We start from the raw sequence: 21894 nt of genomic DNA, 5'->3' as shown, positions 1-21894 counted from the left end.
TTTATTATAATCCAATATTTAAACCTAATGAAAACGTTCTTTGGAAAGGATGCGAATTATTATTCAAGCCTTCCGGATCGTAGTTTTTGCAAAGCTTGGTAATTTCAAACAGATTCTCTCCACTAAAATAAAAGCGCACGCTTGAAAGACCTATTTTAGAAATCAGTTGTTTAGGAAGAGTGTAACCAAAAGTTATATTTTTCATCCGCAAATAAGCTGCATTTTGCAGATAACGTGTTTGGTTAATAGACATATCTCCCGAAGTGGCCGTATATGACTTCAGACGCGGAAAATAACCGTTGGGATTTTCTTCGGTCCAGTGGTCCAAATTGTTTTCAAGAACATTTCCCCAAGGTGATACATAAATTCCAAAGAATTTATAATCGCTATTTTGCGGATACCATTGTTTTTTACCTATGCCTTGTACGAAAATACGCAAGTCAAATCCATTCCAATCTGCATTCAAATCCAAACCGAACGGCAAGCGGCTACGCGAATTGCCTATGATTTTAAAATCACCCGGTTCATCTGCCGTAAGCCCTTTCTCAATTTTGCCATTTTCATCCAAATCTTTATACTTCAAGTCGCCCGGCTCAATTTTCCGGTCACCGGGATAGGAAGTCACATTCCATTGATCGGCATGCGAATCAATGTCTTCCTGGTCTACAAAAAATCCTTCTGTTACCAATCCCCATATTTCTCCGATTTCCTCACCAACTCGACGATCAGACAACAAATTCGTAGGATTATCATAGCGAGTAATCCAAGAACGGCTATCTGAAAGAACAAAAGTCGCACTATAATTGAATGGTTTGGAAGCCAATCTAAAGCGGTCTCTCCATGTTACAGAGACTTCCCAACCACGTGTCTTCATGTCTCCACTATTGGCATTAGGAACAGCTGTACCTAATACGCTAGGTAACTTTTTACCCGGAACCAGCATGTCTTTCGTATCCCTGCGATACACATCTCCTGACAAGACTAACCGGTTATCCAGCATATTAATGTCAATTCCACCATTAGTAGTGTAAACTTTCTCCCAAGTCAACGCATTTGATATTAATCCTGCCGGCGAAACAGTCATTGGTAACTTGCCATTCAGCAATACTCCTGATTTAGAGGCATTCATTGAAGCTATATAAGAGTAGTACCCCACATTCTGATTGCCCAACGAACCATAAGAAGCTCTCAATTTCACATGATTAAGCACTTTCTTCAAAGGAGCGAAAAATGATTCTTCCGAAATGATCCAAGCACCCGATACAGAAGGGAAAAAGCCGAATCGGTCTTTCTTGGGGAAACGAGAACTGCCGTCATATCTTCCATTTGTCTCCAATATATAGCGGTCCTTAAACATGTAGTTCACACGATAAAATCCAGAACGAACAGCCCACTGGTAAGCATCTTCCTGCATGGTCATATCGCCAGTGGTCAATTGTACGGTCGGGTAAGATTCTGAAATCAAATCTGTACGCTTACTTTTAAGGTATTCATACGACTTATATTCCTGATTAAAACCGGCAACAGCAGACACACTATGTTCTCCCCAACGCTTATGGAAATCTGTATAAAGATTCAATACGGTATACATCGAATAGTCATTGACGCGCATTGCATAATTCTGGTCGCCCACACGGGTGGCTGCCAGTTCCGGGCCGCGTTTATAAGTATATTCGTTGTCCGAATTCCATTCATTAGAATGCTTGTTATATATCGTGGCCGTAAAATCTCCCTTCAAACTCCATACATTCTTCAATACATCAATTTGTGCCGTGAACTGCGAGGTGATATTTAATGACTTATCTATATGATTACCGCCATGCAGCAAGCGTCCGACAGTCTGCGCTCCTACTACCGTATATGTACCGTCAGGATTATTGACCGGTATCATACAGTTCTTCTCATACACTTCCTTAAAATAATTGCTGGAAAAATGAGTTGGACGGTCGTAGGTATAATAAGACCAACTGGTATTATTTCCTACTGTCAGCCATTTCCAAGGATGATACTCCACCTTGCTACGCACATTGTAGCGGTTATACTTATCTTTATTATATCGCAACAGTCCATTCTCTCCATAATATTCCATACCTAAATAGTAAGTCGCCTTACTTGAACCTCCGGACAAACTAAGACTATGCTGATGAGACAATGCCGTACTTTCAAAAATATCCTCATAATAATTATGGGCGTCCAAGTAAGTATACTGGCTCTTGTCTTTGGTAGAAGGTATGGCAGACGGCAAAGAAGGGTCTTCTACACGTTGCTGTGCATAATCTATCTCTTCATCTGTGTACAGGTGATACCAAGGAGCTCCCATGATGGTTTTGTATGAAGCCTGAATATAGGGGTCTTCTACCACTTGAACAATTCGGGTAGGAGTTCGCACACTGAATGAATTATTGAAATTCACCTTAATCGCTCCTTCCTCTCCTTTCTTGGTGGTCACAAGAATGACACCAAAAGCCGCACGTGCTCCATAGACCGCAGCCGAAGAAGCATCCTTCAGAACCGAAATATTCTCAATGTCCAATGAGTTCATACGACTAAAATCCGCAGCCGTGACAGGTACTCCATCTACCAAAATCAACGGTTCGCCGCCATTGATAGACGTTTCACCACGAATATTGAACGTAGGTGTATAGTCAGCTCCACCACTTGACATCGTAATGTTCAGGTTAGGAACCAATCCCTGCAGGGCCAACCCTACATTATTAGTAGCACGATTGGAAAGTTCTTTTGCTGTAACCGTTTCTACAGCACCACTCAAGTTCACTTTCTTTTGCGTACCATATCCCACGACAACTACTTCGTCCAACATGGCATTGTCTACAACCATTTTGATATTGATCACCTGCAAGTTACCGACCTTCATACTTTGCATCTTATACCCAATGTATGAAAACTGCAACTCTGTATTTGTATATACCTCTATTGAAAAACGACCATCTATCCCTGTGATGGTTCCTCTATTTTCACCTCGTACTATTATGCTTACTCCTACCAATGGTTCGCCAGTAGAAGCATCCGTTACAGTACCCGTCAATTTTCGTTTCTGTTTTTTATCCTGTGGAAGCTGTTGTATCGGCTCCTTCTTTAAAGAAATTTGCCTATCTCTTATTTCATACCGTACATCCGTACCTTGAAATAATTGGTCCAAAATTACCGTAATGGATTTATCTTTTATAGACAAACTGACCTTCCGTTCCGTATCAACGGCTTTATTATAATAAAAAAAGATGAATTCACTGTTCTTTTCTATATAATCAAGCACCTCCTTGACAGTTTTATTTTGAGCTTCTACCGTCAACGTTTTATTCTGGGCATAATCGTCTACATTTACCGCATAAGAATACAAAGAAAGAAAACAAAAACTAAAAAGAAATAATATGCGAGCAACTCTTGTTCCCGCAGAAAATATATTACTATTATTTTTCATATATTAGCAACAAGTTTTATAAAATTAAATAACTAGATGTTGTTTGATTTCTCGGCTGAATGATAATTGCAGTATCATTCAGCCCTTTTTTAAGAACTGTTGTTTCTCATATAAATATACATTAAAGGGTTAACTATAAAATCTCCATATCTATTCTTTTCTCACATATATACTATCATTTATTTCTTCAAAATATATGGGAACAGAAAAAGAAATGGTATGTAAAACGTCTTCCAACTTTTCTTTCAAATCCAATTTCCCGGAGACTTGCAACTCTGCCACACCGGATTCCAAAACGAATTCTTTGCCATAATACAAGTTTAATTTCCTAAATACTTTATCCAAAGGCTCATCTATATACATCAGCATGTTCTCCACCCAACACACGTATGGTTTAACATCCACATTTTGAGGAGAATGCAACTGTCCGGTTTGTATATTCACCAATTGTCCTGGGACAAGCTTCACTTGCTCTTTTTGCTGATTCCTGATATTAACACTACCATCAACCAGCACAACAGAAGAAATATGTTCCGATGGATATGCCGAAACATTAAAAGAAGTTCCCAAGACTTGTATCAGAAAATCCTTAGTCCGAACTATAAAGGGGGAATCTTCATTACGAAATACATCAAGATATATTTCTCCCTCTACATAAATCTCACGATATTTTTTCTCAAAACAACTGGGATAAATGACACGTGTCCCCGAATTTACCCACAAATGAGTTCCATCGGATAAAGTCAACTGTATCCTTTTTCCCTTAGGAGTTATCAATTGATTAAAATCCTGTTTCTTCTCCTCTGTACCCCCCCGATTTATAGTATCAGAATTTACTACTATGGCTCCATTGTTTGAATAGACAATATTTGCATTTGTATCTTTTACTTTCAGGTCTTCCTTACCCGGTCTTAATAATAGAATTTCCTTACTGAGCGTTTCTTTTATTTGTGTATATTTTGCAAACTCAATGATTAAATCATCATCCATATAGGAAGAGATAAATTGTTTACCCAACCCAAACATACATAAAAAAATAATTGCAGCAGCTGAAGCTGTAGCAAAATAAAGAACATGTCGTCGAGTTCTTTTTCTTTTCTCACTATACACACGCTCTTCTACACATCTCCACAATTCATCCAGTTCTTCTGGAGTCACATGTCTCTCATGTTTTCTGGCATGTTCAAGCAATTTTCGTGCAACGTAATACATTTTAAATTTTCCTTTCTCCATTTTTCACTGTCTTTTATATTTAAAACGATGATGTTATAAACATCTACTCACTTTTTCGGGAAAAAATGAGAATAATTATAAAAAAAAGAGCAAAATGTAATCAGGAACAGAATAGAATCATAATCAGTAAATACTCGTCAAGAGTCATTTTCGACCGTAAACTAGTCAATGCACGAGAAACCAAATTCATAGAAGACTGGGGATTTACGTTCAAGACAATTGCCATTTCTTTATAGGACAATCCCCTCACATAACGAAGATAAATTGCCATCCGTTGATTATCAGGCAGACTTTTATAAACGTTTATCAGTTTCTTACTCAATTGAAGATCTTCATCATTGCCTTTAAAAAGGGTTTCTAAAACAGAATTTTCTATTTTCAGCTCAAAGAAATGCTCATCTAATTCTTCCGTCACTTTCAACGAGGACAATTCATCAAATATAATATGCTTCAAAGAAGTCAAAAGATAAGAACGTACATATTTTGTTGAAGACAATCGCTTGCTCACGCAAAGTTTCACAAAAACATCCTGAATGCAATCCTTAACGAATTCCTCATCAGAAGTATATTTAAGACCAAAATTAAGCAATAACTCATAATGCTTCTTATACAATAAAGACATAGCTTTCATATCGCCTTTCAACATAAGATCCCATAAAACTACATCACTCATATTTTGATATGAAGTATATTTCATTAGAAAGATAAAAGTTATTGCGTTAACAAATCAAGTCAATAATTCACCGCAAATATAATTAAAATTTCAAAAGAAAAAAAATAATTTCTCTTCCCTCTACACGGCTCTTTCCATTTAAACCTGTTTTGTTCTCTCAAAAATAGTCTTATTTTATTGGCCACAGCCGACACCATGTCGATGCAGAAAGACATTATACCGGGAGTTCTTCTCTATGTTTGAAAGACACAAAACATCTGCCATCTGCAACAAAATCATGCTAAATCGATGAACACAAGAGACTTATGCTGTTGCAGATACCTGTTGCAGATAGTTGCAGATAAAGTTATCTGCAACATACTATTCAAATACCGGATTAGTACAGTTTGCCTGCACACCGCACAATGTTTATGTAGTGCAAAACAAGTATTCAAACACTTTGTCTTATACGGATTTAGGTTGACACCTTTTTAGAGACATAAAAAAAGAAAAATTATGTCTAAATTATCTCGTAAGATTTATTCTGAGACTTTCAAATTGGAAGTTCTCCGTGATTACTTCAGTAGCGGTTTGTCAATGTTTGCTACTGCCAAGAAATGGGGTTTACCCAACCATACTTATATTCTGCGTTGGCAAAAGTGTTATGCAATTGATTCGGATTCCTTATCTTTGTCCCCCGAACTTCTGTCAGATCTTCAAATGAAAAAGAATCCAAAATCAAAATCTAAAGAAGAACTTCTTGAAGCGGAAAATTTGCGTCTGAGAAAGGCTTTGGAACTTGAAAAACTTCGTTCCCATGCCTTTGAAAGACTGATTGAACTCACAGAAAGAGAAGAAGGGATTTCCATCTTAAAAAAAGATGGTGCCAAATAGTCACCGGCCTTCGTGAAGAGTTTCCTCACATCAGTGTGAAAACCCTTTGCGGACTGTTTGGCATGTCTTCCCAGGCCTATTACAAAAAGAAAAAAAATCTTTTGTCGCGTCATCAGATCAGAACAGCCATCTTGGATGCCGTCTTCTTCTACCGCTCAAAGGCTCCGGGCATCGGTGGTTTGAAATTATACCATGAGCTCCGCTCCCTTTATGGAAGCGAGATAACCGGAGGGCGGGATGCCTTCCTTCATCTGCTGCGTTCGGAACGCCTTATGCTGCCCCCGAAGAAACCCAGGCATACGACGGACTCCCACCATCTTTACAAGAAGTATCCGAATCTGATCAAGGGGGTAACGGCACAATACCCGAACCATATCTGGGTATGTGACATCACTTACATCTGGATTGAAGGTGGCGTATGCTACCTCCATCTTGTAACGGACATGTACTCACATGCCGTTTTAGGATGGGTGCTCTCTCCCAGTTTGCATGCCGAATATACGCTACAGGCACTGGAACAGGCCATCAATGAGGCTGGAGGTGGCAATCTTTGCGGCACAATCCACCATTCCGACCGGGGGGTACAGTATGCCTGCGATGCCTATATCGACACACTGGTCACTCATCATATACGTGTGAGCATGACTGAAGATTACAACCCGACGGACAATGCGGTAGCAGAAAGGATGAATGGCATCCTGAAAACGGAATGGATATACGGCATGTCGCTGTTCAGGGATAAAGAGATGGCACGGGAGCAGATTACGCGAATGATTGACTTCTATAATAATGGACGACCGCATATGAGCATAGGTATGAAAAAACCCATGGACGTATATCATGGAGAGGTGCCGGGAAAATCATTGTGGAAAAAATAAGGTTCCATATGATAAATAAATACTATATTTGCGATACCGAGAACCCGGGACATGACGGTTTAAGCCATTGTCTCACAAAAGCCAATAGGGTGTCGAACCCTATTGACTTTTACCGAGAGCCCGAGCACACTCAGATTTGTCCATTGTTTTTACGTATGACAACTATCTTAGGAGCAAAGGGAAGAAACTAACAACTGTTTTAGTTATGAATAACAGAATGTGACAACTTATTTAGTAACTAGCCTCTAAAAGTGACAACCATTTCTAGTATAAGTCACTTTTTGCGCCTTGCGCCTTGAAACAAAGTGTTTCGCGCCTTGAAACAAAGTGTTCACCGTGTTGAAACAAAGTGTTTCGCGCCTTGAAACAAAGTGTTCACCGTGTTGAAACAAAGTGTTCCACCATATTGAAACAAAGTGGTTCGCTGAAGTAACAAATACAAAATAGCAAAGCATACGAGTTTACTTGTGAGATTGAAAGAGTAGTTTATCATGTTGTCAGACCATCATGAGCTAAAACAGAAGTGTTGCAGATACTTGACCTGCAACATATCTGCAACAGGTATCTGCAACACCATAAGCCATTATATTTCAATTAGATACAACGAAATTGTTGCAGATGGCAGATAATTATCATAAATATATTCTTTTGTGTAGGAATCGGATGTAGGTTCCTCCGGTATTCTTTTCTGACGAAAATCCTACGAATATATTCCTGTTGTTCAAGCGACAAATCTCTCTCTTTACGGTAAAAGCGGTAATACGTCCCGCGTCCGATAAAGATAATTACCTGACAGACAAACATCAACCAATTACCCGGCTCGCATTGGAGCGGATAAGGTCGGCTATTCGATTAAGATTGCACAAATCTGCGACCCAAGCAATCCTTTATATGAGCAAGCCGCTGATACCTTGATTGTATGCAAGGCTATTAACGACTCTTTGTCTGGACAGAAAGTTACAAATCCAACAGCAAAGATGTTCCATTATGCCAATGAATTCATCACAAAAGTGGTTCTGAAACAAGCCCGGACAGATGACGAAAAAAACCAGACGCATGGAATGTCTTTGCTCGTAGATTTGGCAATAGATTTGTTTATGAGCCGATATTCCTAAATCATACACATAAATGAAAGTAACGACTAAAAATAAAAAGTTTATCCAATATGTGGATGACAATATACAATCTATTATCTCCCTCAAAAAATGATTATGATTATGACTATTGACGATATAAAGAAACTCATTGCTTCCGACGAGTCGCAGACTTTGGGGCTGAAGAAGACTACCGGCGAGTTGAAAGACGGTATGCACTCGGCATGTGCGTTTCTCAACACTGAAGGCGGTTGGCTGATATTTGGAGTCGCGCCAAAATCTTTGAAAATTATCGGGCAGGAAGTGACTGACAAGACATAGCAGGAGATAGCTCAGTCTTTGGCGGGACTGGAACCGGCGGTTGATGTCCATGTCAATTATGTTGATGTCCCGGAGTATCCGGGTAATAAGGTCATTGCAATGCACTTTGACGGCAGGGTATGGGGCGAGCGTCCGCATACCTTTCATGGGTGTCCTTATTATAAAGTCGAGAGCACTATGAAAGTCATGCCGCAGGATATGTATGACGAGCGTATTCGTGCGCATCAGCCTCAGATTTATTCATGGGAAAGTCAAATGGCAGATAGTATCACTTTTGCGGATTTGAATGAAAAACATATCCGAGGCTGCATACGTCTTGGTGTAGAAAGTGGACGTATTCCGGCAAGTGCCATGAGCACTTCAATTGAAGACACTTTAGCTAAATGGAAACTTTTGAAGAACGGTGTGCCGACCAACGGTGCAGCGATGTTGTTTTCCGATAATATAGATGAATTTCCGCAGTTCAGGTTGAGAATGGCTCGTTTCGTGGGAACTGACAAAAATGAGTTTATTGACAACCAGCGTGTTGAGGGTGGCTTTTTCGACCTCCTCGATGCCGGCATGGCATTTTTCTTCAAACATCTTAATCTTGGCGGTAAGATAACAAATCATAGCTTGCAGCGAGAGGAACATCTTGAAGTGCCATACAAGGCTTTGAGGGAAGCTCTTATAAACTCGCTTTGCCACCGTCAATGGGAAAAGTATAACCTGACTAACAGCATTGCAATCTACGATGACCGCATAGAAATTGCGAATCCGGGAATCTTCCCTCCACAGATTACACCAGAATCAATCAAAGAGCCACATGAGTCATATCCATACAATCTTAAGATTGCCGAAGCCCTCTACAAATCCACCTATCTGGAAAGTTGGGGTTCGGGAGCCAAGCGCATCATGGATGCCTGTCGTGAGCAAGGCGTAGAAGAACCCGTATGGCGATGGGACGGAGGCTTCGTTATTGTAACATTCAAACGTCCAACTTATGAATTAGTTACTCATGAACAAGAGGCTGTAAAAGAAGACTTAGGGGGTGATGCCACCCTAAGAGTCACTCAAGCACCCCTTAAGCACCCCCAAGTAGAGTTACTGATACGGAAAATGAGCGATTCTTACATGACCATGAAAGAAATTGCTGAATTATGTGGCATCAGAGATTTAAAATATTTCCGTGAAAGCTACATTACCCCGGCATTGGAAATTGGGGTGATAGAACGGCTATACCCAAATCAGCCAAAGCATCCCAAACAGAAATATAGATTAACTGAAATAAAGAATAAACAGTAAATTTCCCGTAAAAATAACTGTATGAGTCGGAATTGGCATAATAGGATAAAAAGAATATGAGTCGTATATAATGTCAATTGGAAAACTTAGCTCCAAGAAAATATATTTAAGATGAGTATACAATAAGCTCAATACGCTTTTGCAAATATAATAAAATGGTTACGATATACTTTGACAAACAACTAAGCCGTTTCATGGTGGGGATAACTGTCCCAACATCATTCAGTGTACCAAATGGTTTCTTTACTTATGAAATAGAAGCCGGAGAATATGCAGTGTTTCAATTCAAAGGGTTATATCACGAATTGAATAGAGTGTATCGTTACATATACCCTGATTGGTATACACGACAGAACAGGGGACTGCCGTATGCCATACTGATAGGAATTGCCATAAATCCGCAATTTATCAAAACTGTGTATGATAGTCCCCATTATGTGCATACTCTCAACGATGAATATGCACAGACAGAAAACCATGCGGGACTGATTGCGGATAAACTGGCTGACCGACTTGTCAGAAAAGGTTACAAAGCATTATCACAGTCAGACAATACCTTGATAACAGAGAATACATTTGACTTCACAACAAAAACATCCGTTCTACCACATAAAACCATTGCCGTACTTAGCGGTATTGGTTATATTGGTAAAAACAACCTGTTCATCACGACTGAATATGGAGCAGTACAATGCCTTGGCACAGTCCTGACAAATGCCCCAATATCAATAATGAAATACAAAATCAAGTCGTCGCAATGCGGTAATTGTAATATATGCAAGGATGTATGCCCACAAAAAGTGTTGAACGGGGTTTGCTAGGACATAACTGTTTCAAGAGACAAAATAGTAAATGTTTATCATTGTGTCACATGCTTGAAATGTTTGGTTTATTGTCCGAAAACACAGGCATACATGAAACGAAATATCAGTATGAAGTAAGATGAAAGAGTATATACCTCTACGGCTATGCAAAGGAATACAAGGAGAAGTTCTGGACGGAGCACTCAACGGCAACAGTGGAGAAGAACCCGCAGGAGAAAGGAAAATTCAGGCTGTGCATTGACGGAATCCCCATACTCGATTGGTTCAGGAAGAAATTTCAGGAAATTAAAGAAAAGTTAGGGCTAAACACACCTGTTGAAAACAAGCAGCGAAAAGGATTGAAAATATAATTACTTAATAACGAGAGGCTATAAATTATTAGAAGGTGTGTCAAAATGCGCACCTTCATTCAACAAAATCTTCGTATATGACAGTAGAATCGTCGCGAATGATTCCCCTTTTTACCTTTTCCGCCTCGTATGTACGTCTTTTCCATTCAGCCGCATCAAATAACCATTTGATCAACCACTAAAATATCAATTGACAATGAAACAGATTGTTGGATTGTCCACCCTTCTGCCGGGCGTGTGTGCGGCAGACACAAGGAGATAAAAAAGCCCCACAAATCATTGAATTTGTGGGGACTTGTCTGCTTACTGTCCGCTTTTGTCCGGATCGTTCAGCGGAGAGACAGGTTCTATCACCTATCATTTCAAACAATATCACAAACTCGTAATATATTGTTAATTACCAAGTTATTACAAAGTAAACAGAAAATAAAATATCTCTTAATATCTTTGCATATCTCACTTTTTGGGTGTATTTTTGGGTGTCAATTTTCAAACACACCCAATTATGAATATCAAAAGAAACATCATTTTCGCACTGGAAAGCCGGAAGAAAAACGGTGTGCCAATCACAGAGAATATGCCTATCCGTATGCGTGTGATATTCGCAAGCCAGCGTATAGAGTTTACAACGGGCTACCGCATTGACGCTACTAAATGGGATACGGACAAACAAAGGGTAAAGAACGGATGCACAAACAAACTGAAACTAAGCGCATCCGAAATCAATGCAGACCTGTTAAGACAGTATACGGAGATACAGAACATCTTCAAAGAGTTTGAAGTACAGAACGTACTACCCACACCCGCACAGATAAAGGACAGCTTCAATGCAAGGATGAAGGATGCACCAGTCACAGAGCAGGAAACAGCCGAAGGACCTAAAATCAGCTTTTGGGAGGCGTTCGAGGAGTTTGTAAGGGAATGCGGGAAACAGAATGACTGGACAGACGCAACCTACGAAAAATTCGCTGCGGTAAAGAACCACCTGAAAGAGTTCAGGGATGAACTTTCCTTTGATACGTTCACCGAGAACGGTCTGAATGACTATGTGGACTTCCTGCGTAACAAGAAAGATATGCGTAACAGCACCATAGGCAAGCAGATAGCCTTCCTGAAATGGTTCCTGCGGTGGAGTTTCAAGAAAGGGTACAATCAGAACATGGCTTATGACAGCTTCAAGCCCAAGCTGAAAAACACACCCAAAAAAGTGATATTCCTCACATGGGAGGAACTGAACAGACTGAAAGACTACAAGATACCCCAAACCAAGCAGTATCTCGAACGGGTAAGGGACGTTTTTCTGTTCTGCTGTTTCAGCGGGCTGCGCTATTCGGACGTGTACAACCTCAAACGGAGCGACATCAAGCCCGACCATATAGAAGTGACAACCGTCAAGACAGCGGACAGCCTTATCATAGAGTTAAACAACCACAGCAAGGCGATACTGGAAAAATACAAAAGCGTACACTTTGAAGATCACAAGGCACTTCCGGTCATCAGCAACCAAAAGATGAACGATTATTTGAAAGAACTGGGGGAACTTGCGGAAATCAACGACCCGGTAAGGGAAACTTACTACAAGGGAAATGAACGTATAGACACCGTCACACCCAAATACGCCCTGCTGGGAACCCATGCCGGAAGACGGACATTCATCTGCAACGCTTTGGCATTGGGTATTCCCGCACAAGTGGTGATGAAGTGGACGGGACACAGCGACTACAAGGCGATGAAACCATACATAGACGTTGCCGATGACATCAAGGCCAATGCGATGAACAAATTCAACCAACTGTAAACACAACAATAGCATGGAAGAAAGAATAACCTCAATGATACCCCGCTACGGGAAACTCAACAAGACATATACGGAAATAACATCCGGTGACGGCCTCTCTTTTGAGAAGCAGAAGTTTATTCATGACTTTTACAAAGAGTATGAAGACACACAGACCTTTGAAAAGGCACTTATCAGCCTCATGCTTGAAACGGAGGGTACGCACTTTTCCATATTGCTGAACAGCCTGAAACGGGAGATTGAAAACAATATCTCAATGTATAATACCTGCAAGGAGTTTTTCGACCGTCTCGATATTGAACATATCTGCCGGCAGCATGAAAGATGTCATGACCGGGACATCGAAAGACAAATGCAAATCACAAACGAATATTACCGGGAACTTATGGAAGCTAACGGCTCTTTGGAGGCAGTCGGTTTTAGGGAACATGATCGTCAGGAAGAGGAAAGGCTGGAAAAAAGATACGGGCAGTGCAAACGGGAATACGACAGGGAGAAAGCCAAGCTGGATGAACTATATGCACAGAAGGAACAGGCAAGGCGGGAAGCCCTACAATACTTGAAAAACCGCTGCGGAGACATATACAGACTGGACGGATCGCTGCTGGCAATCCTCGAAAAATACATGACCGGCCAAAAGAAAAAGGAAGGGGAAGAAAAAGAGGCCGCCACACCGACACCCTCACCCACCTATTTTCCCATGAAACTCTTGTCAGCCGTTTACGAAAAATGTAACGGTGAACAGTTCGAAGCCATTTCTGAACTGGACTTCTACGCCAGCATGAACCTGCAACCGTGCGAAGGCAAACTGATAATAAGACCGAGGGAAAAGGCTCGTGTATGCTATCTTATTTTCCTTATGGGTGAAACACTGCACAAACCAGACAGAGAAAATGGAGAAAAGACATCATGAACCTGCTGGGAATAGACGACACATACTATAAATCAAAATACAAAGAACCCGTTTCCGATTTTCCCAGTGACGGCAACCAAATATTTGCGAAGGAAATGCAGTCAATATTCCGATAGTCAGAGATACGCCACGACATTCCACGAAACAACCACTTTTACTATGGGCGTGAAAACGAAACGTACAAAAGCATAATACTCGTTTGAGGATATAAGGATTTGATAATTAAATATATAAGTAAAAATAATAGGATAGAGTACTATAAAACGAAACGTACAAAAGGTTTAAGTTGGTTTAGTTTTGGTTTAAGACGAAAGCAAAGTGTTTAAGCAGGTGTTTAATGCGGCTTTGCTTCAGGTTTAATTTGCTTTAATCGCATGGGCGGTCAGGTGGCTTTTTAGAGGCTTTCTGACCGCTTCCTTTTGTTTGGCGGCAATGCTTACAAATGGGCAAGAACTGCGTTAAATGGGGCTTTTGCCCGTATGTCTGTTCGTTTCCTAACATGGAGTCGGTATTGGAAAGGTGAGGTTGCAAATGGAACACAAACACTGTTTAATGGGTATTTAACCGCCTGTTAAATGAGCCTTCGGAAATGATAGAATTAAGGTAGTAAATGTTCGTGTAGGTAGGAGGTAAAATGGTACGTTTCGTTTAAAAAAATAGGTGTTGGGTATAGTGTTGGGTATAGTTATCGGTAGGGGAATACTCCCCCCAAATGGCAAAAATGACTATAAAAAAGCGGCTTTTTCGTGAAAATCTACCCCTTTAATTCCTTTTTGAATATAGGAAAAATAACGGCTATAATCTGTATAAGTAATTGATTATAAATGTTTAACACATGGTTTACTCTCCAAAAATGAAGAAGATAGCTAATCATCATCCTTTTTGCCCCATTTTAGGGATGTCGGCAGTATGAATGTAGACAGTGTGTTGGTGTACCGAATTAGCCGACATTGGCAATAGTATCGGTGTTCGCATTGGTTGCATTTTTTTCAAAACGCTGTTGCATTTGGGCTATGCGCTCACGTAACCGACCAATTTCTTCTGCTTGCTGTACAATTTGAGCGTCTTTTTTTTGGATAAACACATCAAACTGTTGTAGAACGGGAGCAAGTTTATCATTATCTGAAACAAGTACAGGTGCATTTATATCTAAATTACTCACACGCATGTGTCCAATGCCTGTGAGTAGCCACATAGCATTAACATCGAGTATTCTCACGATTTTCTCAAGGACATCTGCTTTAGGCATGATACCTTTGATATAACCGCGTATATTTCCTTCACTTACACCTATTTTATTGGCGAATACGGTATTCTTCCCATTGCCATATTCTTGGACTAACGCCCCGATTCTATCGTGAATTGTTTCGTTCATACATGCATATTTCATTATAAAATTAAATTTATCACGATTTTATTTGATTATTCGTGAGAAATTACGATATTTGCAACGGATTAAAAAATTAACCAGCGCCCAAATATACGAAAAAAAGGTGATATGGTGAATTTAAGGTGTAAAACATAAACAAGCAACAATGAAAAAGTACATTCATGTGACTAAGGAAGATCGTCATTTTTTGGCACAAGCATTCGGAGTGTCGGACGTTACGGTATGGAAAGCGCTCAAATATGAGCAGGACACGAGCACCATTCGGAAAATTCAGTTTCACGCGCTTCAACGTGGTGGTATTCTAATGATTGTTTCCCCCGCAATGGAAACAATGCACGATGCTGACGGCTATATGCGTCAGTATTTCCCCAATGGTGTGATGCTGGAATGCGACAAGAACACGGGGCGTGTGGACATCATCAAGGACGGCAAGCCGGTGAAGAACTACAAAAACGTAATGTTAAACCAGTTTCCTGCCATACAGGCGGAAGCACAAAACCTTTAAGCCATGAGCAAAAACAGGATCAATCGTCAAGGTGGTACTCGAAAACAATCTCAACCCCTTTCTTGTAGGCCAGATTTGAGAATAGAGATTTCATTAGTTCAACCCTTAAATATGCCTGTTCCAGACAGGAATATTGAAAGGATAAAGGCAGCGTCAGGGTGCCTTCTTCATCAAATGAATGTTGTAAATAGTTTGGTTCGGGTGCAAGATCGGACTTTTCCCATACAATCAAGAAAGCCCGAGCCACAACTTGTAGAATGCCTGATATATCAGACAGAAACTCTTCTAAATATTCTCGAACGTTATGTTCTTCCACAGCTGGAGCGGACAAGTGACAGTAAATATTGACTTCCATAAATGTAATTTTAACAACCGCTACAAATATACGCAAATTATGGAATATTACGGTAACACGCTTTGTATAAGCCATGCAGAATTAACGGCAGGCATCATGTCGAAATCTAACCTTAACTACTATGTAAGAGAGGGGAAGATTAAGCAGGTGCAACGTGCCTGTTATGGTACACCCGCGCTGTTTGCCGTTGAAAGCCTGCCATTAAAATACCGCACGGAGGTTTACCGCCGCAACCCCGACTTACAGGAAAAAGCCGACAGCAAGCCTTTCATGGATACAATCACCCCGGACGGACAGGCCATGCGGTTTTATGAGGCCTACGTGCTGCCCGATGGTCGCCATCTCTCCCCCGAGAAGCAGGCGGAATACTCAAACAACTGTGCCATCATGAATGCTTTTCGGCAGTGTATCGAAACCAGCAACAGTCACCGCATGCGTCAGAGCAAACCGCGCCTGAATAAGACGGAGTTCTGGCGCAAGGCCGCGGCAGCCCTGCCTCGCCTGACTGACCGCTTCCCGCACTCGTTACCCGAAAGCGATCGCCGCCTGCAACGCAAGTTCAACGAGTACCTGCACGAGGGTTATGCGTGCTTCATCAGCAAGAAATTCCAGAATATCAACGCCGCAAAGGTTGATGACGAAGACAAGGAAAGCGTTTTAACGGTCATACTTGCGCACCATAACAACCTTGACGACGTAACAATCGCGGGGTATTATAACCGTGAAGCCCGCAAGAACGGCTGGAAAGAGATCACCCCCTCCGCCGTCGGTGTGTGGAGAAAGAAAAAAGACCTTATAATTTCAGTCGGCCGCCGCGGTCTTACGAATTTCCGCAACGAAAAGAGTATGCAAGTGAAGCGCAGCCGTCCGACCGCTCCGTTCCTGATGTGGACGCTTGACGGTTGGGATGTGGAACTGCTCTATCAAAAGACCAAGACGAACAGCAAGGGACACAACGTCGCCAATTACGACAACCGTCTGACGTTGGAGGTGGTGCTTGACCCGTGTGTAAATTACCCGATAGGGTATGCCATCGGCACGCACGAGACCCCCGATTTGATAGCCGAAGCACTACGCAATGCAGCCAAGCACAGCGAGGAGCTTTTCGGGGTCATGCTTCGGGCAAACCAGATACAATGCGACCACTATGCCATTAAGGCCATGACGCCTGTTTATGGCGTGATGGGCAAATTGCTGACCCCCGCCCGCGTGAAGAACGCCAAGTCAAAGGTAATAGAACCGTATTTCGACTACCTGAATGAAACCTACTGTAACAAGTGGAACAACTGGAGCGGCTACGGCGTGACGACGAACCCGAAACGCCAGCCCAATGCGGAAGCCCTGAACAGGCTTCGGCACAGTTTCCCCGACGAGGCAGGCGTCCGCCGCCAGATAGAGGAAATGATACAGGCTGAACGCGCCTTAAAAATAGCGCAGTTCCGCGCATTGATGGAGAACCTGCCGACGGAACGCCGCCTGCCTTTGAACCGTGAGGCGTATCTGTACAGCTTCGGCGCGGCGACAGGCTTCAAGAACGCCATCGAGGGCAGCGGCCTGCGCCCCACGCTTCTGGGTATGAAGCGCGACTATGACTGTTTTGACATCCGTTTCAGGGAACACACGGGAACACGCTGGACGGTCAAGTACGATCCTGACAACCTGCATGAGGTTCTGGCTGTGAATGAAGACGGCACGCTGCGTTTCATGCTGACAGAAAAATACGTGCAGCCGATGGCACTTGCCGACCGAAAGACGGGTGATGCCGCGGAACTTCAAAAGGTGTTTGATTTTAACGAACGGCTGGAGGGGTACGTTCTGGAGAACCTGAATGCCGCTTATGAAAAGGCCGATACGTACATGCGTGAGGATAATACGTTAAACCGCCTACTGTTATGTGACAGCCGCGGACAGCATAAACTGCCGAAAGCGCAGAAACGTCTGAAAGCTGTTGATGTGGAGGCGATAGAAGTTAAGACGGTGGAAGTTCCCATTATACCGCAGGGCGCACCCTCGACAGATAAAGACGATTATTCAATTTTCTAAAACGAAATAAGATGCAAAAGGACGAAAAACAACAGATTGCCGCACGTCTTAAAGACTACTGCGCGCAGAAAGGCAGCCAAAACAAGGCGGCCAACAGCATGAACGGCGTAAGCGCGGCCACTGTCAGCAAGGTGCTGGCAGGAGATTGGGACACCATCAGCGAGGAAATGTGGCGCACGATAGCCGCCCAGACGGGACACGAGGCAAAAGCATGGCGCATTGCTGAAACACGCGCGTACAGCCGCATGGGCTTCCTGCTTGACAATGCCCGCGAGGACAGCCTTGTATTGGCCGTTACGGGTGATGCCGGATGCGGTAAGACGGAAGCCATAAAGAACTACGCCGCCGCGCACCGCCACGTTTACCACCTCTGCTGCTCCGAGTATTGGAACCGCCGCACGTTCATGGGCAAGCTGCTGCAATGTATGGGTGTGGACTTCACGGGCAGCACGGTGTCGGATATGATGGACGACATCATCGACACGCTCAAACGCAAGGAAAATCCGCTTGTGGTGCTTGACGAGGCCGACAAACTTTCGGATCAGGTGCTTTATTTCTTTATCAGCCTTTACAACCAGCTGGAGGGACACTGTGGAATCATCCTTTGCGCCACCAATTTTCTGGAGAAGCGCATTAAAAAAGGGCTGCGCACCAAACGCAAGGGGTACGAGGAAATTTACAGCCGCATGGGACGCAAGTTCGTGGAGTTGCAGGTGGTGAACAGCGAGGATGTAGCCGCCATTTGCGTAGCAAACGGCATTACAGCCACGAACGCCATCAACCGCATAGTGGAGGACTGCGAATGTGATTTGCGTCGTGTAAAACGCGCTATTTGGGCTTTGCAAAAGGAGGGTAAATAAATAGCTATGGGACGGGCGATAAGCAATAAAAACGTACTGACGGCAAAATTTGAGGTGGCCGACTTTGACGGGGCATTTCTTGCCAGCTTCGGACGACCGGAACTGCGTGGCGCATGGATAATCTACGGCGGCAGCGGCTCAGGTAAAACCACCTTTGTGATGCAGGTCTGCAAGTACCTTACCCGCTTTCGTCGCGTGGCATATAATAGTCTGGAGCAGGGTTTAAGCCTGTCATTGCAAAAAGCATGGGAGCGCGTGGGCATGGCGGAAGTCGGCAACCGCATTATACTGCTGAATAAAGAACAGCTGAAAGAATTGCGCACCCGTTTGAAGAAGAAACAAAGCCCTGACGTGATTGTGATTGACAGCGTACATTATTTAAGACGCTTCAATATGGATCAGTACCAGACTTTGCGTGACGAGTTCCCCGGCAAACTGTTTATTTTCATTAGCCATGAAAAGGCAGGCCAGCCCAAAGGCACGATGGCACAGAACATCCGCTATGACAGTGAGATAAAAATACGTGTGGAGGGTTACAAGGCATTCGTCACTACCCGTTACGAGGTTGCCGACCTCGGTGAGGGCGGCGCGGACTTCGTGATATGGGAAGCAGGCGCACAGGAGTATTGGATCGATAAAATGTAAAATGATATGACAGAAAACAAAACGATGGATGAAATCCACAGGGATATTTTGAAGAAGTTCCACACCCTTTGCAGCGTGTTGGGGCTGACTGACGCGGAGAAACGCGCCATTGTGGAAAGCTACGGTGTGGAAAGCAGCCGCGACATGGATACCCACGATTTGATAAACGTGTGCGGTCAGCTTTCGGCACAGGTGAATGAAAAGACGGGCGCGGGTGAAATGGACAAACTGCGCAAGCGTGTAATGGCCGCCATCGGCGGCTATCTGAAAGCCACGGGCAAAGAGAGTAACGCCACGGTGATTAAAGGTATTGCCTGCCGTGCCACGGAACACGGACTTTAACAAGATACCGCGTGAAAGGTTGCGCAATCTGGTGGCCGCGTTCAACAACAAGGTAAAAGACATACAGGCGGTAAATGACATTGCCGACACCCTGTTTATGCAAACACTGTTAGGTCATGGGAACAAAAGACAGGCAAATGCGTAAGGAGCGCAATCTGCGCTACTGGATGCGGAAGAAAGGCTACCTGTTCAACCGTGAACAACGGGTGGTCATCTTCCGGAGGACAGCAAGAACCGCAGTGCGGTACAGGAAAAACGGCTGCGGACATTGGGATATCATTTTCAGTATAATATGTTTCAAACAAATCAGTAATGAATATAAAGAAATTAATGACGAAGTCGGAAGTTAGTACATCTAGTATCGGCAATATTGCGATAAAGTAGCGATAGAAGCTCAAAAGTATATCAATTGGGACAAATGGTGTAGGGTTATTAAAATATTTCCTTCTGATGGCGTTTGTCTTACAACGACAGATGCAGATGTTTGTCCCGCTACTGCTTTCTTTAGAGTAATCGAAGAGAAAGGGAAAGATTTCTCAATCGGAGTTTAAAAGTATTTGTGTATAACTAATAACAAAACAGGCATGAATAAAATAAAGAATCGCTGGCTTGCTCTACGAGCCTATAAAATCAGAGTTAAACAATACCCTTACAATAAGCTATTGATTGATAGAAACAATCTCGCTTTTGTCCGTAGAGAAAATGACGGAAACCGATGTGATTGTTTCGGGCATTGGCGTAACTATTGGAATACGATGCCATTTTAATAAACTAATAACAAATCAGGTATGAGTGTAAAAAGCGACATCATCAAAGTAACACCTCCTGCATTTGTCGGGGGTGGCAATCTGAAAGAAGACATCATCAGCAGCGGTCATTCGTGCGGGTATTGTCACGGTAACGGCTTCTTTTGGAGTGAAGAACTGCGGGAGCGTGTGAAAAAAGACTGCCCCGTGTGTAACGGTAGCGGTAAACTCGATGCCGTGATAACAATCGAGTGGAAACCATCAAAACAATAATATGAAAAAGAAATCAATAACGTGTTGTCTTTGCGGCAAAGAGATAAAAGGCGGTATGTATAACACACCGAGTGGCGTTTATTGCCCTGACTGTTGGGAACGTAAGCCCAAACAAGAGAAGAAAAAGGAGGAAATGATTGCTTTGTCGCGTTTGGCAACACTTGGAAAAGTTTTTAAGATATGAGCAATGTAGTAATGAAAGACGTGCAGCGCACCATCAGGGAGCGTACCGTCGAAATGGAAAGCGAGGAATACGCGGCATTCATGAGGGAACTTGCCGAATGGGCGCAGACGCAGGCCGACATGGCCGAATACGCCGATGATATATACCGGCACTTCGACAACGATTAAACAGCATTTAATCCCTTTTTAATAACTTCAAAATCCGTTTAATATGGAAAATGTAACAATGACAGCGGAAGAACGCCAAGAATTTGAGGCGTACCGCGCGGAGAAACAAAAGAAAGACTCGGCGGCAGACGGCAGCCAGAGAGACTACACCGCCGCTATGGTGGATGACGAACTGCGTACCACGCTGCCGTCCTCCAAGAGTTGAGCGAACAGATTAAGACGGTCAAGAACACCGTTTTCGGCAACTTCGACGCCATTCTGAAAATGAAGTCGGAGGTGCTGGGGCTGACGAAAGACGACCAGCGTAGCCACACGTTTACCTCCGGCGACAGCAAACTCCGTCTTACCCTCGGCATGAAGACCCATCGATGGCTACCGTGACACGGTGGAGGACGGCATCGCAATGGTCAAGGCATATATTGAAAGCCTTGCCAAAGATGAAACGAGCAAAGCCCTTGTGAATGCCGTGCTGCGTCTGCTTTCCCGTGACCAAAGCGGGAACATCAAGGCCAGCCGCGTGCTCCAGCTCCGTAAGATGGCCGAGGAAACGGGCAACGAGCGTTTTATCGAGGGTGTGCAAATCATCGAGGAAAGCTACCAGCCCACCGAAACCAAGAAATACATTCGTGCCGAATACAAAAACGAAAAGGGTGCGTGGGTGAATATTCCGCTCGGCATGACCGACGTGGAATAAAAAGCCGCGC

22 protein-coding genes and 3 pseudogenes are annotated in these 21894 nt (G+C 43.0%); 19 read left to right on the top strand and 6 right to left on the bottom strand.

Features of this window, described 5'->3' with window-relative positions; all coding sequences use genetic code 11:
- Positions 1 to 4 precede the first annotated feature (4 nt).
- From AB9N12_RS16910 to AB9N12_RS16900, 3 genes are all read right to left on the bottom strand, one after another.
- The gene (locus AB9N12_RS16910) at positions 5 to 3439 is read right to left on the bottom strand and encodes a TonB-dependent receptor (protein ID WP_369893306.1); all 3435 of its coding nucleotides are present in this window, start codon (positions 3437 to 3439) and stop codon (positions 5 to 7) included.
- A 150-nt stretch (positions 3440 to 3589) separates the two neighbouring features.
- Positions 3590 to 4672, bottom strand: coding sequence for a FecR family protein (locus tag AB9N12_RS16905; protein WP_369893305.1), 1083 nt, complete (start codon positions 4670 to 4672; stop codon positions 3590 to 3592).
- Between the two features lie 100 nt (positions 4673 to 4772).
- Positions 4773 to 5345, bottom strand: a complete 573-nt coding sequence (locus AB9N12_RS16900; RefSeq protein ID WP_369893304.1) for an RNA polymerase sigma factor — start codon at positions 5343 to 5345, stop codon at positions 4773 to 4775.
- A gap of 495 nt (positions 5346 to 5840) precedes the next feature.
- Between AB9N12_RS16900 and AB9N12_RS16895 the strand changes: the two genes are divergently transcribed.
- Both AB9N12_RS16895 and AB9N12_RS16890 read left to right on the top strand, forming a co-directional pair.
- On the top strand, positions 5841 to 6218 hold the full coding sequence (locus AB9N12_RS16895; protein ID WP_369889012.1) for a hypothetical protein: 378 nt from the start codon (positions 5841 to 5843) through the stop codon (positions 6216 to 6218).
- A gap of 35 nt (positions 6219 to 6253) precedes the next feature.
- Complete coding sequence (locus AB9N12_RS16890; protein WP_369889013.1) at positions 6254 to 7096, top strand: IS3 family transposase; 843 nt, start codon at positions 6254 to 6256, stop codon at positions 7094 to 7096.
- A 594-nt stretch (positions 7097 to 7690) separates the two neighbouring features.
- On the opposite strand, the gene AB9N12_RS16885 is transcribed toward AB9N12_RS16890, so the two are convergent.
- A complete protein-coding gene (locus AB9N12_RS16885) occupies positions 7691 to 7900 on the bottom strand; it encodes a DUF6078 family protein (protein WP_369893303.1) in 210 nt (69 codons plus the stop codon).
- A gap of 413 nt (positions 7901 to 8313) precedes the next feature.
- On the opposite strand from AB9N12_RS16885, the gene AB9N12_RS16880 reads away from it, so the two are divergent.
- The 6 genes and pseudogenes from AB9N12_RS16880 to AB9N12_RS16855 all read left to right on the top strand — a co-directional run bounded on the left by AB9N12_RS16880 (position 8314) and on the right by AB9N12_RS16855 (position 13796).
- Positions 8314 to 8511 (top strand): helix-turn-helix domain-containing protein, encoded by a 198-nt coding sequence (locus AB9N12_RS16880; RefSeq protein WP_369893302.1) that lies wholly within the window; start codon positions 8314 to 8316, stop codon positions 8509 to 8511.
- 18 nt (positions 8512 to 8529) lie between these two features.
- The gene (locus AB9N12_RS16875) at positions 8530 to 9795 is read left to right on the top strand and encodes an ATP-binding protein (protein ID WP_369893301.1); all 1266 of its coding nucleotides are present in this window, start codon (positions 8530 to 8532) and stop codon (positions 9793 to 9795) included.
- A gap of 155 nt (positions 9796 to 9950) precedes the next feature.
- Positions 9951 to 10616 (top strand): GyrI-like domain-containing protein, encoded by a 666-nt coding sequence (locus tag AB9N12_RS16870; protein ID WP_369893300.1) that lies wholly within the window; start codon positions 9951 to 9953, stop codon positions 10614 to 10616.
- A 146-nt stretch (positions 10617 to 10762) separates the two neighbouring features.
- A pseudogene (locus AB9N12_RS16865) lies at positions 10763 to 10969 on the top strand (mobilization protein); the annotation flags it as partial.
- Between the two features lie 505 nt (positions 10970 to 11474).
- Positions 11475 to 12767 (top strand): phage integrase SAM-like domain-containing protein, encoded by a 1293-nt coding sequence (locus AB9N12_RS16860; RefSeq protein WP_369893299.1) that lies wholly within the window; start codon positions 11475 to 11477, stop codon positions 12765 to 12767.
- A 13-nt stretch (positions 12768 to 12780) separates the two neighbouring features.
- Positions 12781 to 13796, top strand: a pseudogene (locus AB9N12_RS16855) (hypothetical protein).
- 824 nt (positions 13797 to 14620) lie between these two features.
- Here the strand turns inward: AB9N12_RS16855 and AB9N12_RS16850 are convergent.
- A complete protein-coding gene (locus AB9N12_RS16850) occupies positions 14621 to 15055 on the bottom strand; it encodes a helix-turn-helix domain-containing protein (RefSeq protein WP_369893298.1) in 435 nt (144 codons plus the stop codon).
- 160 nt (positions 15056 to 15215) lie between these two features.
- Here AB9N12_RS16850 and AB9N12_RS16845 point away from each other — a divergent pair, with 160 nt between their 5' ends.
- Positions 15216 to 15575: a hypothetical protein gene (locus AB9N12_RS16845; RefSeq protein ID WP_369893297.1), complete on the top strand. Its 360-nt coding sequence runs from the start codon at positions 15216 to 15218 to the stop codon at positions 15573 to 15575.
- Positions 15576 to 15594: 19 nt separating this feature from the next.
- On the opposite strand, the gene AB9N12_RS16840 is transcribed toward AB9N12_RS16845, so the two are convergent.
- Complete coding sequence (locus tag AB9N12_RS16840) at positions 15595 to 15891, bottom strand: hypothetical protein (RefSeq protein ID WP_369893296.1); 297 nt, start codon at positions 15889 to 15891, stop codon at positions 15595 to 15597.
- Between AB9N12_RS16840 and AB9N12_RS16835 the strand changes: the two genes are divergently transcribed.
- From AB9N12_RS16835 to AB9N12_RS16790, 10 genes and pseudogenes are all read left to right on the top strand, one after another.
- Positions 15880 to 17973 (top strand): hypothetical protein, encoded by a 2094-nt coding sequence (locus AB9N12_RS16835; protein ID WP_369893295.1) that lies wholly within the window; start codon positions 15880 to 15882, stop codon positions 17971 to 17973. The two genes, AB9N12_RS16840 and AB9N12_RS16835, sit on opposite strands and share 12 nt — an antisense overlap.
- A gap of 245 nt (positions 17974 to 18218) precedes the next feature.
- On the top strand, positions 18219 to 18833 hold the full coding sequence (locus AB9N12_RS16830) for an AAA family ATPase (RefSeq protein ID WP_369893294.1): 615 nt from the start codon (positions 18219 to 18221) through the stop codon (positions 18831 to 18833).
- Between the two features lie 6 nt (positions 18834 to 18839).
- The gene (locus AB9N12_RS16825) at positions 18840 to 19478 is read left to right on the top strand and encodes an ATP-binding protein (protein WP_369893293.1); all 639 of its coding nucleotides are present in this window, start codon (positions 18840 to 18842) and stop codon (positions 19476 to 19478) included.
- A gap of 6 nt (positions 19479 to 19484) precedes the next feature.
- Positions 19485 to 19820 carry a hypothetical protein gene (locus AB9N12_RS16820; protein ID WP_369893292.1) on the top strand — a complete coding sequence of 112 codons (336 nt, stop codon included), beginning with the start codon at positions 19485 to 19487 and terminating at the stop codon, positions 19818 to 19820.
- 116 nt (positions 19821 to 19936) lie between these two features.
- A complete protein-coding gene (locus tag AB9N12_RS16815) occupies positions 19937 to 20170 on the top strand; it encodes a hypothetical protein (RefSeq protein ID WP_369893291.1) in 234 nt (77 codons plus the stop codon).
- A gap of 234 nt (positions 20171 to 20404) precedes the next feature.
- Positions 20405 to 20587: a hypothetical protein gene (locus AB9N12_RS16810; RefSeq protein ID WP_369893290.1), complete on the top strand. Its 183-nt coding sequence runs from the start codon at positions 20405 to 20407 to the stop codon at positions 20585 to 20587.
- Between the two features lie 21 nt (positions 20588 to 20608).
- Complete coding sequence (locus AB9N12_RS16805) at positions 20609 to 20839, top strand: hypothetical protein (protein ID WP_369893289.1); 231 nt, start codon at positions 20609 to 20611, stop codon at positions 20837 to 20839.
- A gap of 1 nt (position 20840) precedes the next feature.
- Complete coding sequence (locus AB9N12_RS16800) at positions 20841 to 21023, top strand: hypothetical protein (RefSeq protein ID WP_369893288.1); 183 nt, start codon at positions 20841 to 20843, stop codon at positions 21021 to 21023.
- Positions 21020 to 21190, top strand: a complete 171-nt coding sequence (locus tag AB9N12_RS16795; protein WP_369893287.1) for a hypothetical protein — start codon at positions 21020 to 21022, stop codon at positions 21188 to 21190. The genes AB9N12_RS16800 and AB9N12_RS16795 overlap by 4 nt, the downstream gene beginning before the upstream one ends.
- A 43-nt stretch (positions 21191 to 21233) precedes the next feature.
- Positions 21234 to 21884 (top strand): annotated as a pseudogene (locus AB9N12_RS16790) (DUF3164 family protein).
- The last annotated feature ends 10 nt before the right edge of the window (positions 21885 to 21894 follow it).

Source organism: Bacteroides sp. AN502(2024) (assembly GCF_041227145.1).
GTDB lineage: Bacteria > Bacteroidota > Bacteroidia > Bacteroidales > Bacteroidaceae > Bacteroides.
The sequence above is the reverse complement of the archived record's forward strand: the minus strand, read 5'-3'. Positions and strand labels throughout refer to the sequence as shown.

Bases quoted from the DNA above. Each gene is read 5' to 3' on its own strand.
- AB9N12_RS16885 (WP_369893303.1), bottom strand. From the start codon at position 7,900: ATGTTTGTCTGTCAGGTAATTATCTTTATCGGACGCGGGACGTATTAC.
- AB9N12_RS16800 (WP_369893288.1), top strand. From the start codon at position 20,841: ATGAAAAAGAAATCAATAACGTGTTGTCTTTGCGGCAAAGAGATAAAA.
- AB9N12_RS16900 (WP_369893304.1), bottom strand. From the start codon at position 5,345: ATGAGTGATGTAGTTTTATGGGATCTTATGTTGAAAGGCGATATGAAA.
- AB9N12_RS16825 (WP_369893293.1), top strand. From the start codon at position 18,840: ATGGGACGGGCGATAAGCAATAAAAACGTACTGACGGCAAAATTTGAG.
- AB9N12_RS16850 (WP_369893298.1), bottom strand. From the start codon at position 15,055: ATGAACGAAACAATTCACGATAGAATCGGGGCGTTAGTCCAAGAATAT.
- AB9N12_RS16830 (WP_369893294.1), top strand. From the start codon at position 18,219: ATGGGCTTCCTGCTTGACAATGCCCGCGAGGACAGCCTTGTATTGGCC.
- AB9N12_RS16845 (WP_369893297.1), top strand. From the start codon at position 15,216: ATGAAAAAGTACATTCATGTGACTAAGGAAGATCGTCATTTTTTGGCA.
- AB9N12_RS16835 (WP_369893295.1), top strand. From the start codon at position 15,880: ATGTTCTTCCACAGCTGGAGCGGACAAGTGACAGTAAATATTGACTTC.
- AB9N12_RS16860 (WP_369893299.1), top strand. From the start codon at position 11,475: ATGAATATCAAAAGAAACATCATTTTCGCACTGGAAAGCCGGAAGAAA.
- AB9N12_RS16905 (WP_369893305.1), bottom strand. From the start codon at position 4,672: ATGGAGAAAGGAAAATTTAAAATGTATTACGTTGCACGAAAATTGCTT.
- AB9N12_RS16795 (WP_369893287.1), top strand. From the start codon at position 21,020: ATGAGCAATGTAGTAATGAAAGACGTGCAGCGCACCATCAGGGAGCGT.
- AB9N12_RS16910 (WP_369893306.1), bottom strand. From the start codon at position 3,439: ATGAAAAATAATAGTAATATATTTTCTGCGGGAACAAGAGTTGCTCGC.
- AB9N12_RS16815 (WP_369893291.1), top strand. From the start codon at position 19,937: ATGGGAACAAAAGACAGGCAAATGCGTAAGGAGCGCAATCTGCGCTAC.
- AB9N12_RS16895 (WP_369889012.1), top strand. From the start codon at position 5,841: ATGTCTAAATTATCTCGTAAGATTTATTCTGAGACTTTCAAATTGGAA.
- AB9N12_RS16880 (WP_369893302.1), top strand. From the start codon at position 8,314: ATGACTATTGACGATATAAAGAAACTCATTGCTTCCGACGAGTCGCAG.
- AB9N12_RS16820 (WP_369893292.1), top strand. From the start codon at position 19,485: ATGACAGAAAACAAAACGATGGATGAAATCCACAGGGATATTTTGAAG.
- AB9N12_RS16805 (WP_369893289.1), top strand. From the start codon at position 20,609: ATGAGTGTAAAAAGCGACATCATCAAAGTAACACCTCCTGCATTTGTC.
- AB9N12_RS16870 (WP_369893300.1), top strand. From the start codon at position 9,951: ATGGTTACGATATACTTTGACAAACAACTAAGCCGTTTCATGGTGGGG.
- AB9N12_RS16810 (WP_369893290.1), top strand. From the start codon at position 20,405: ATGAATAAAATAAAGAATCGCTGGCTTGCTCTACGAGCCTATAAAATC.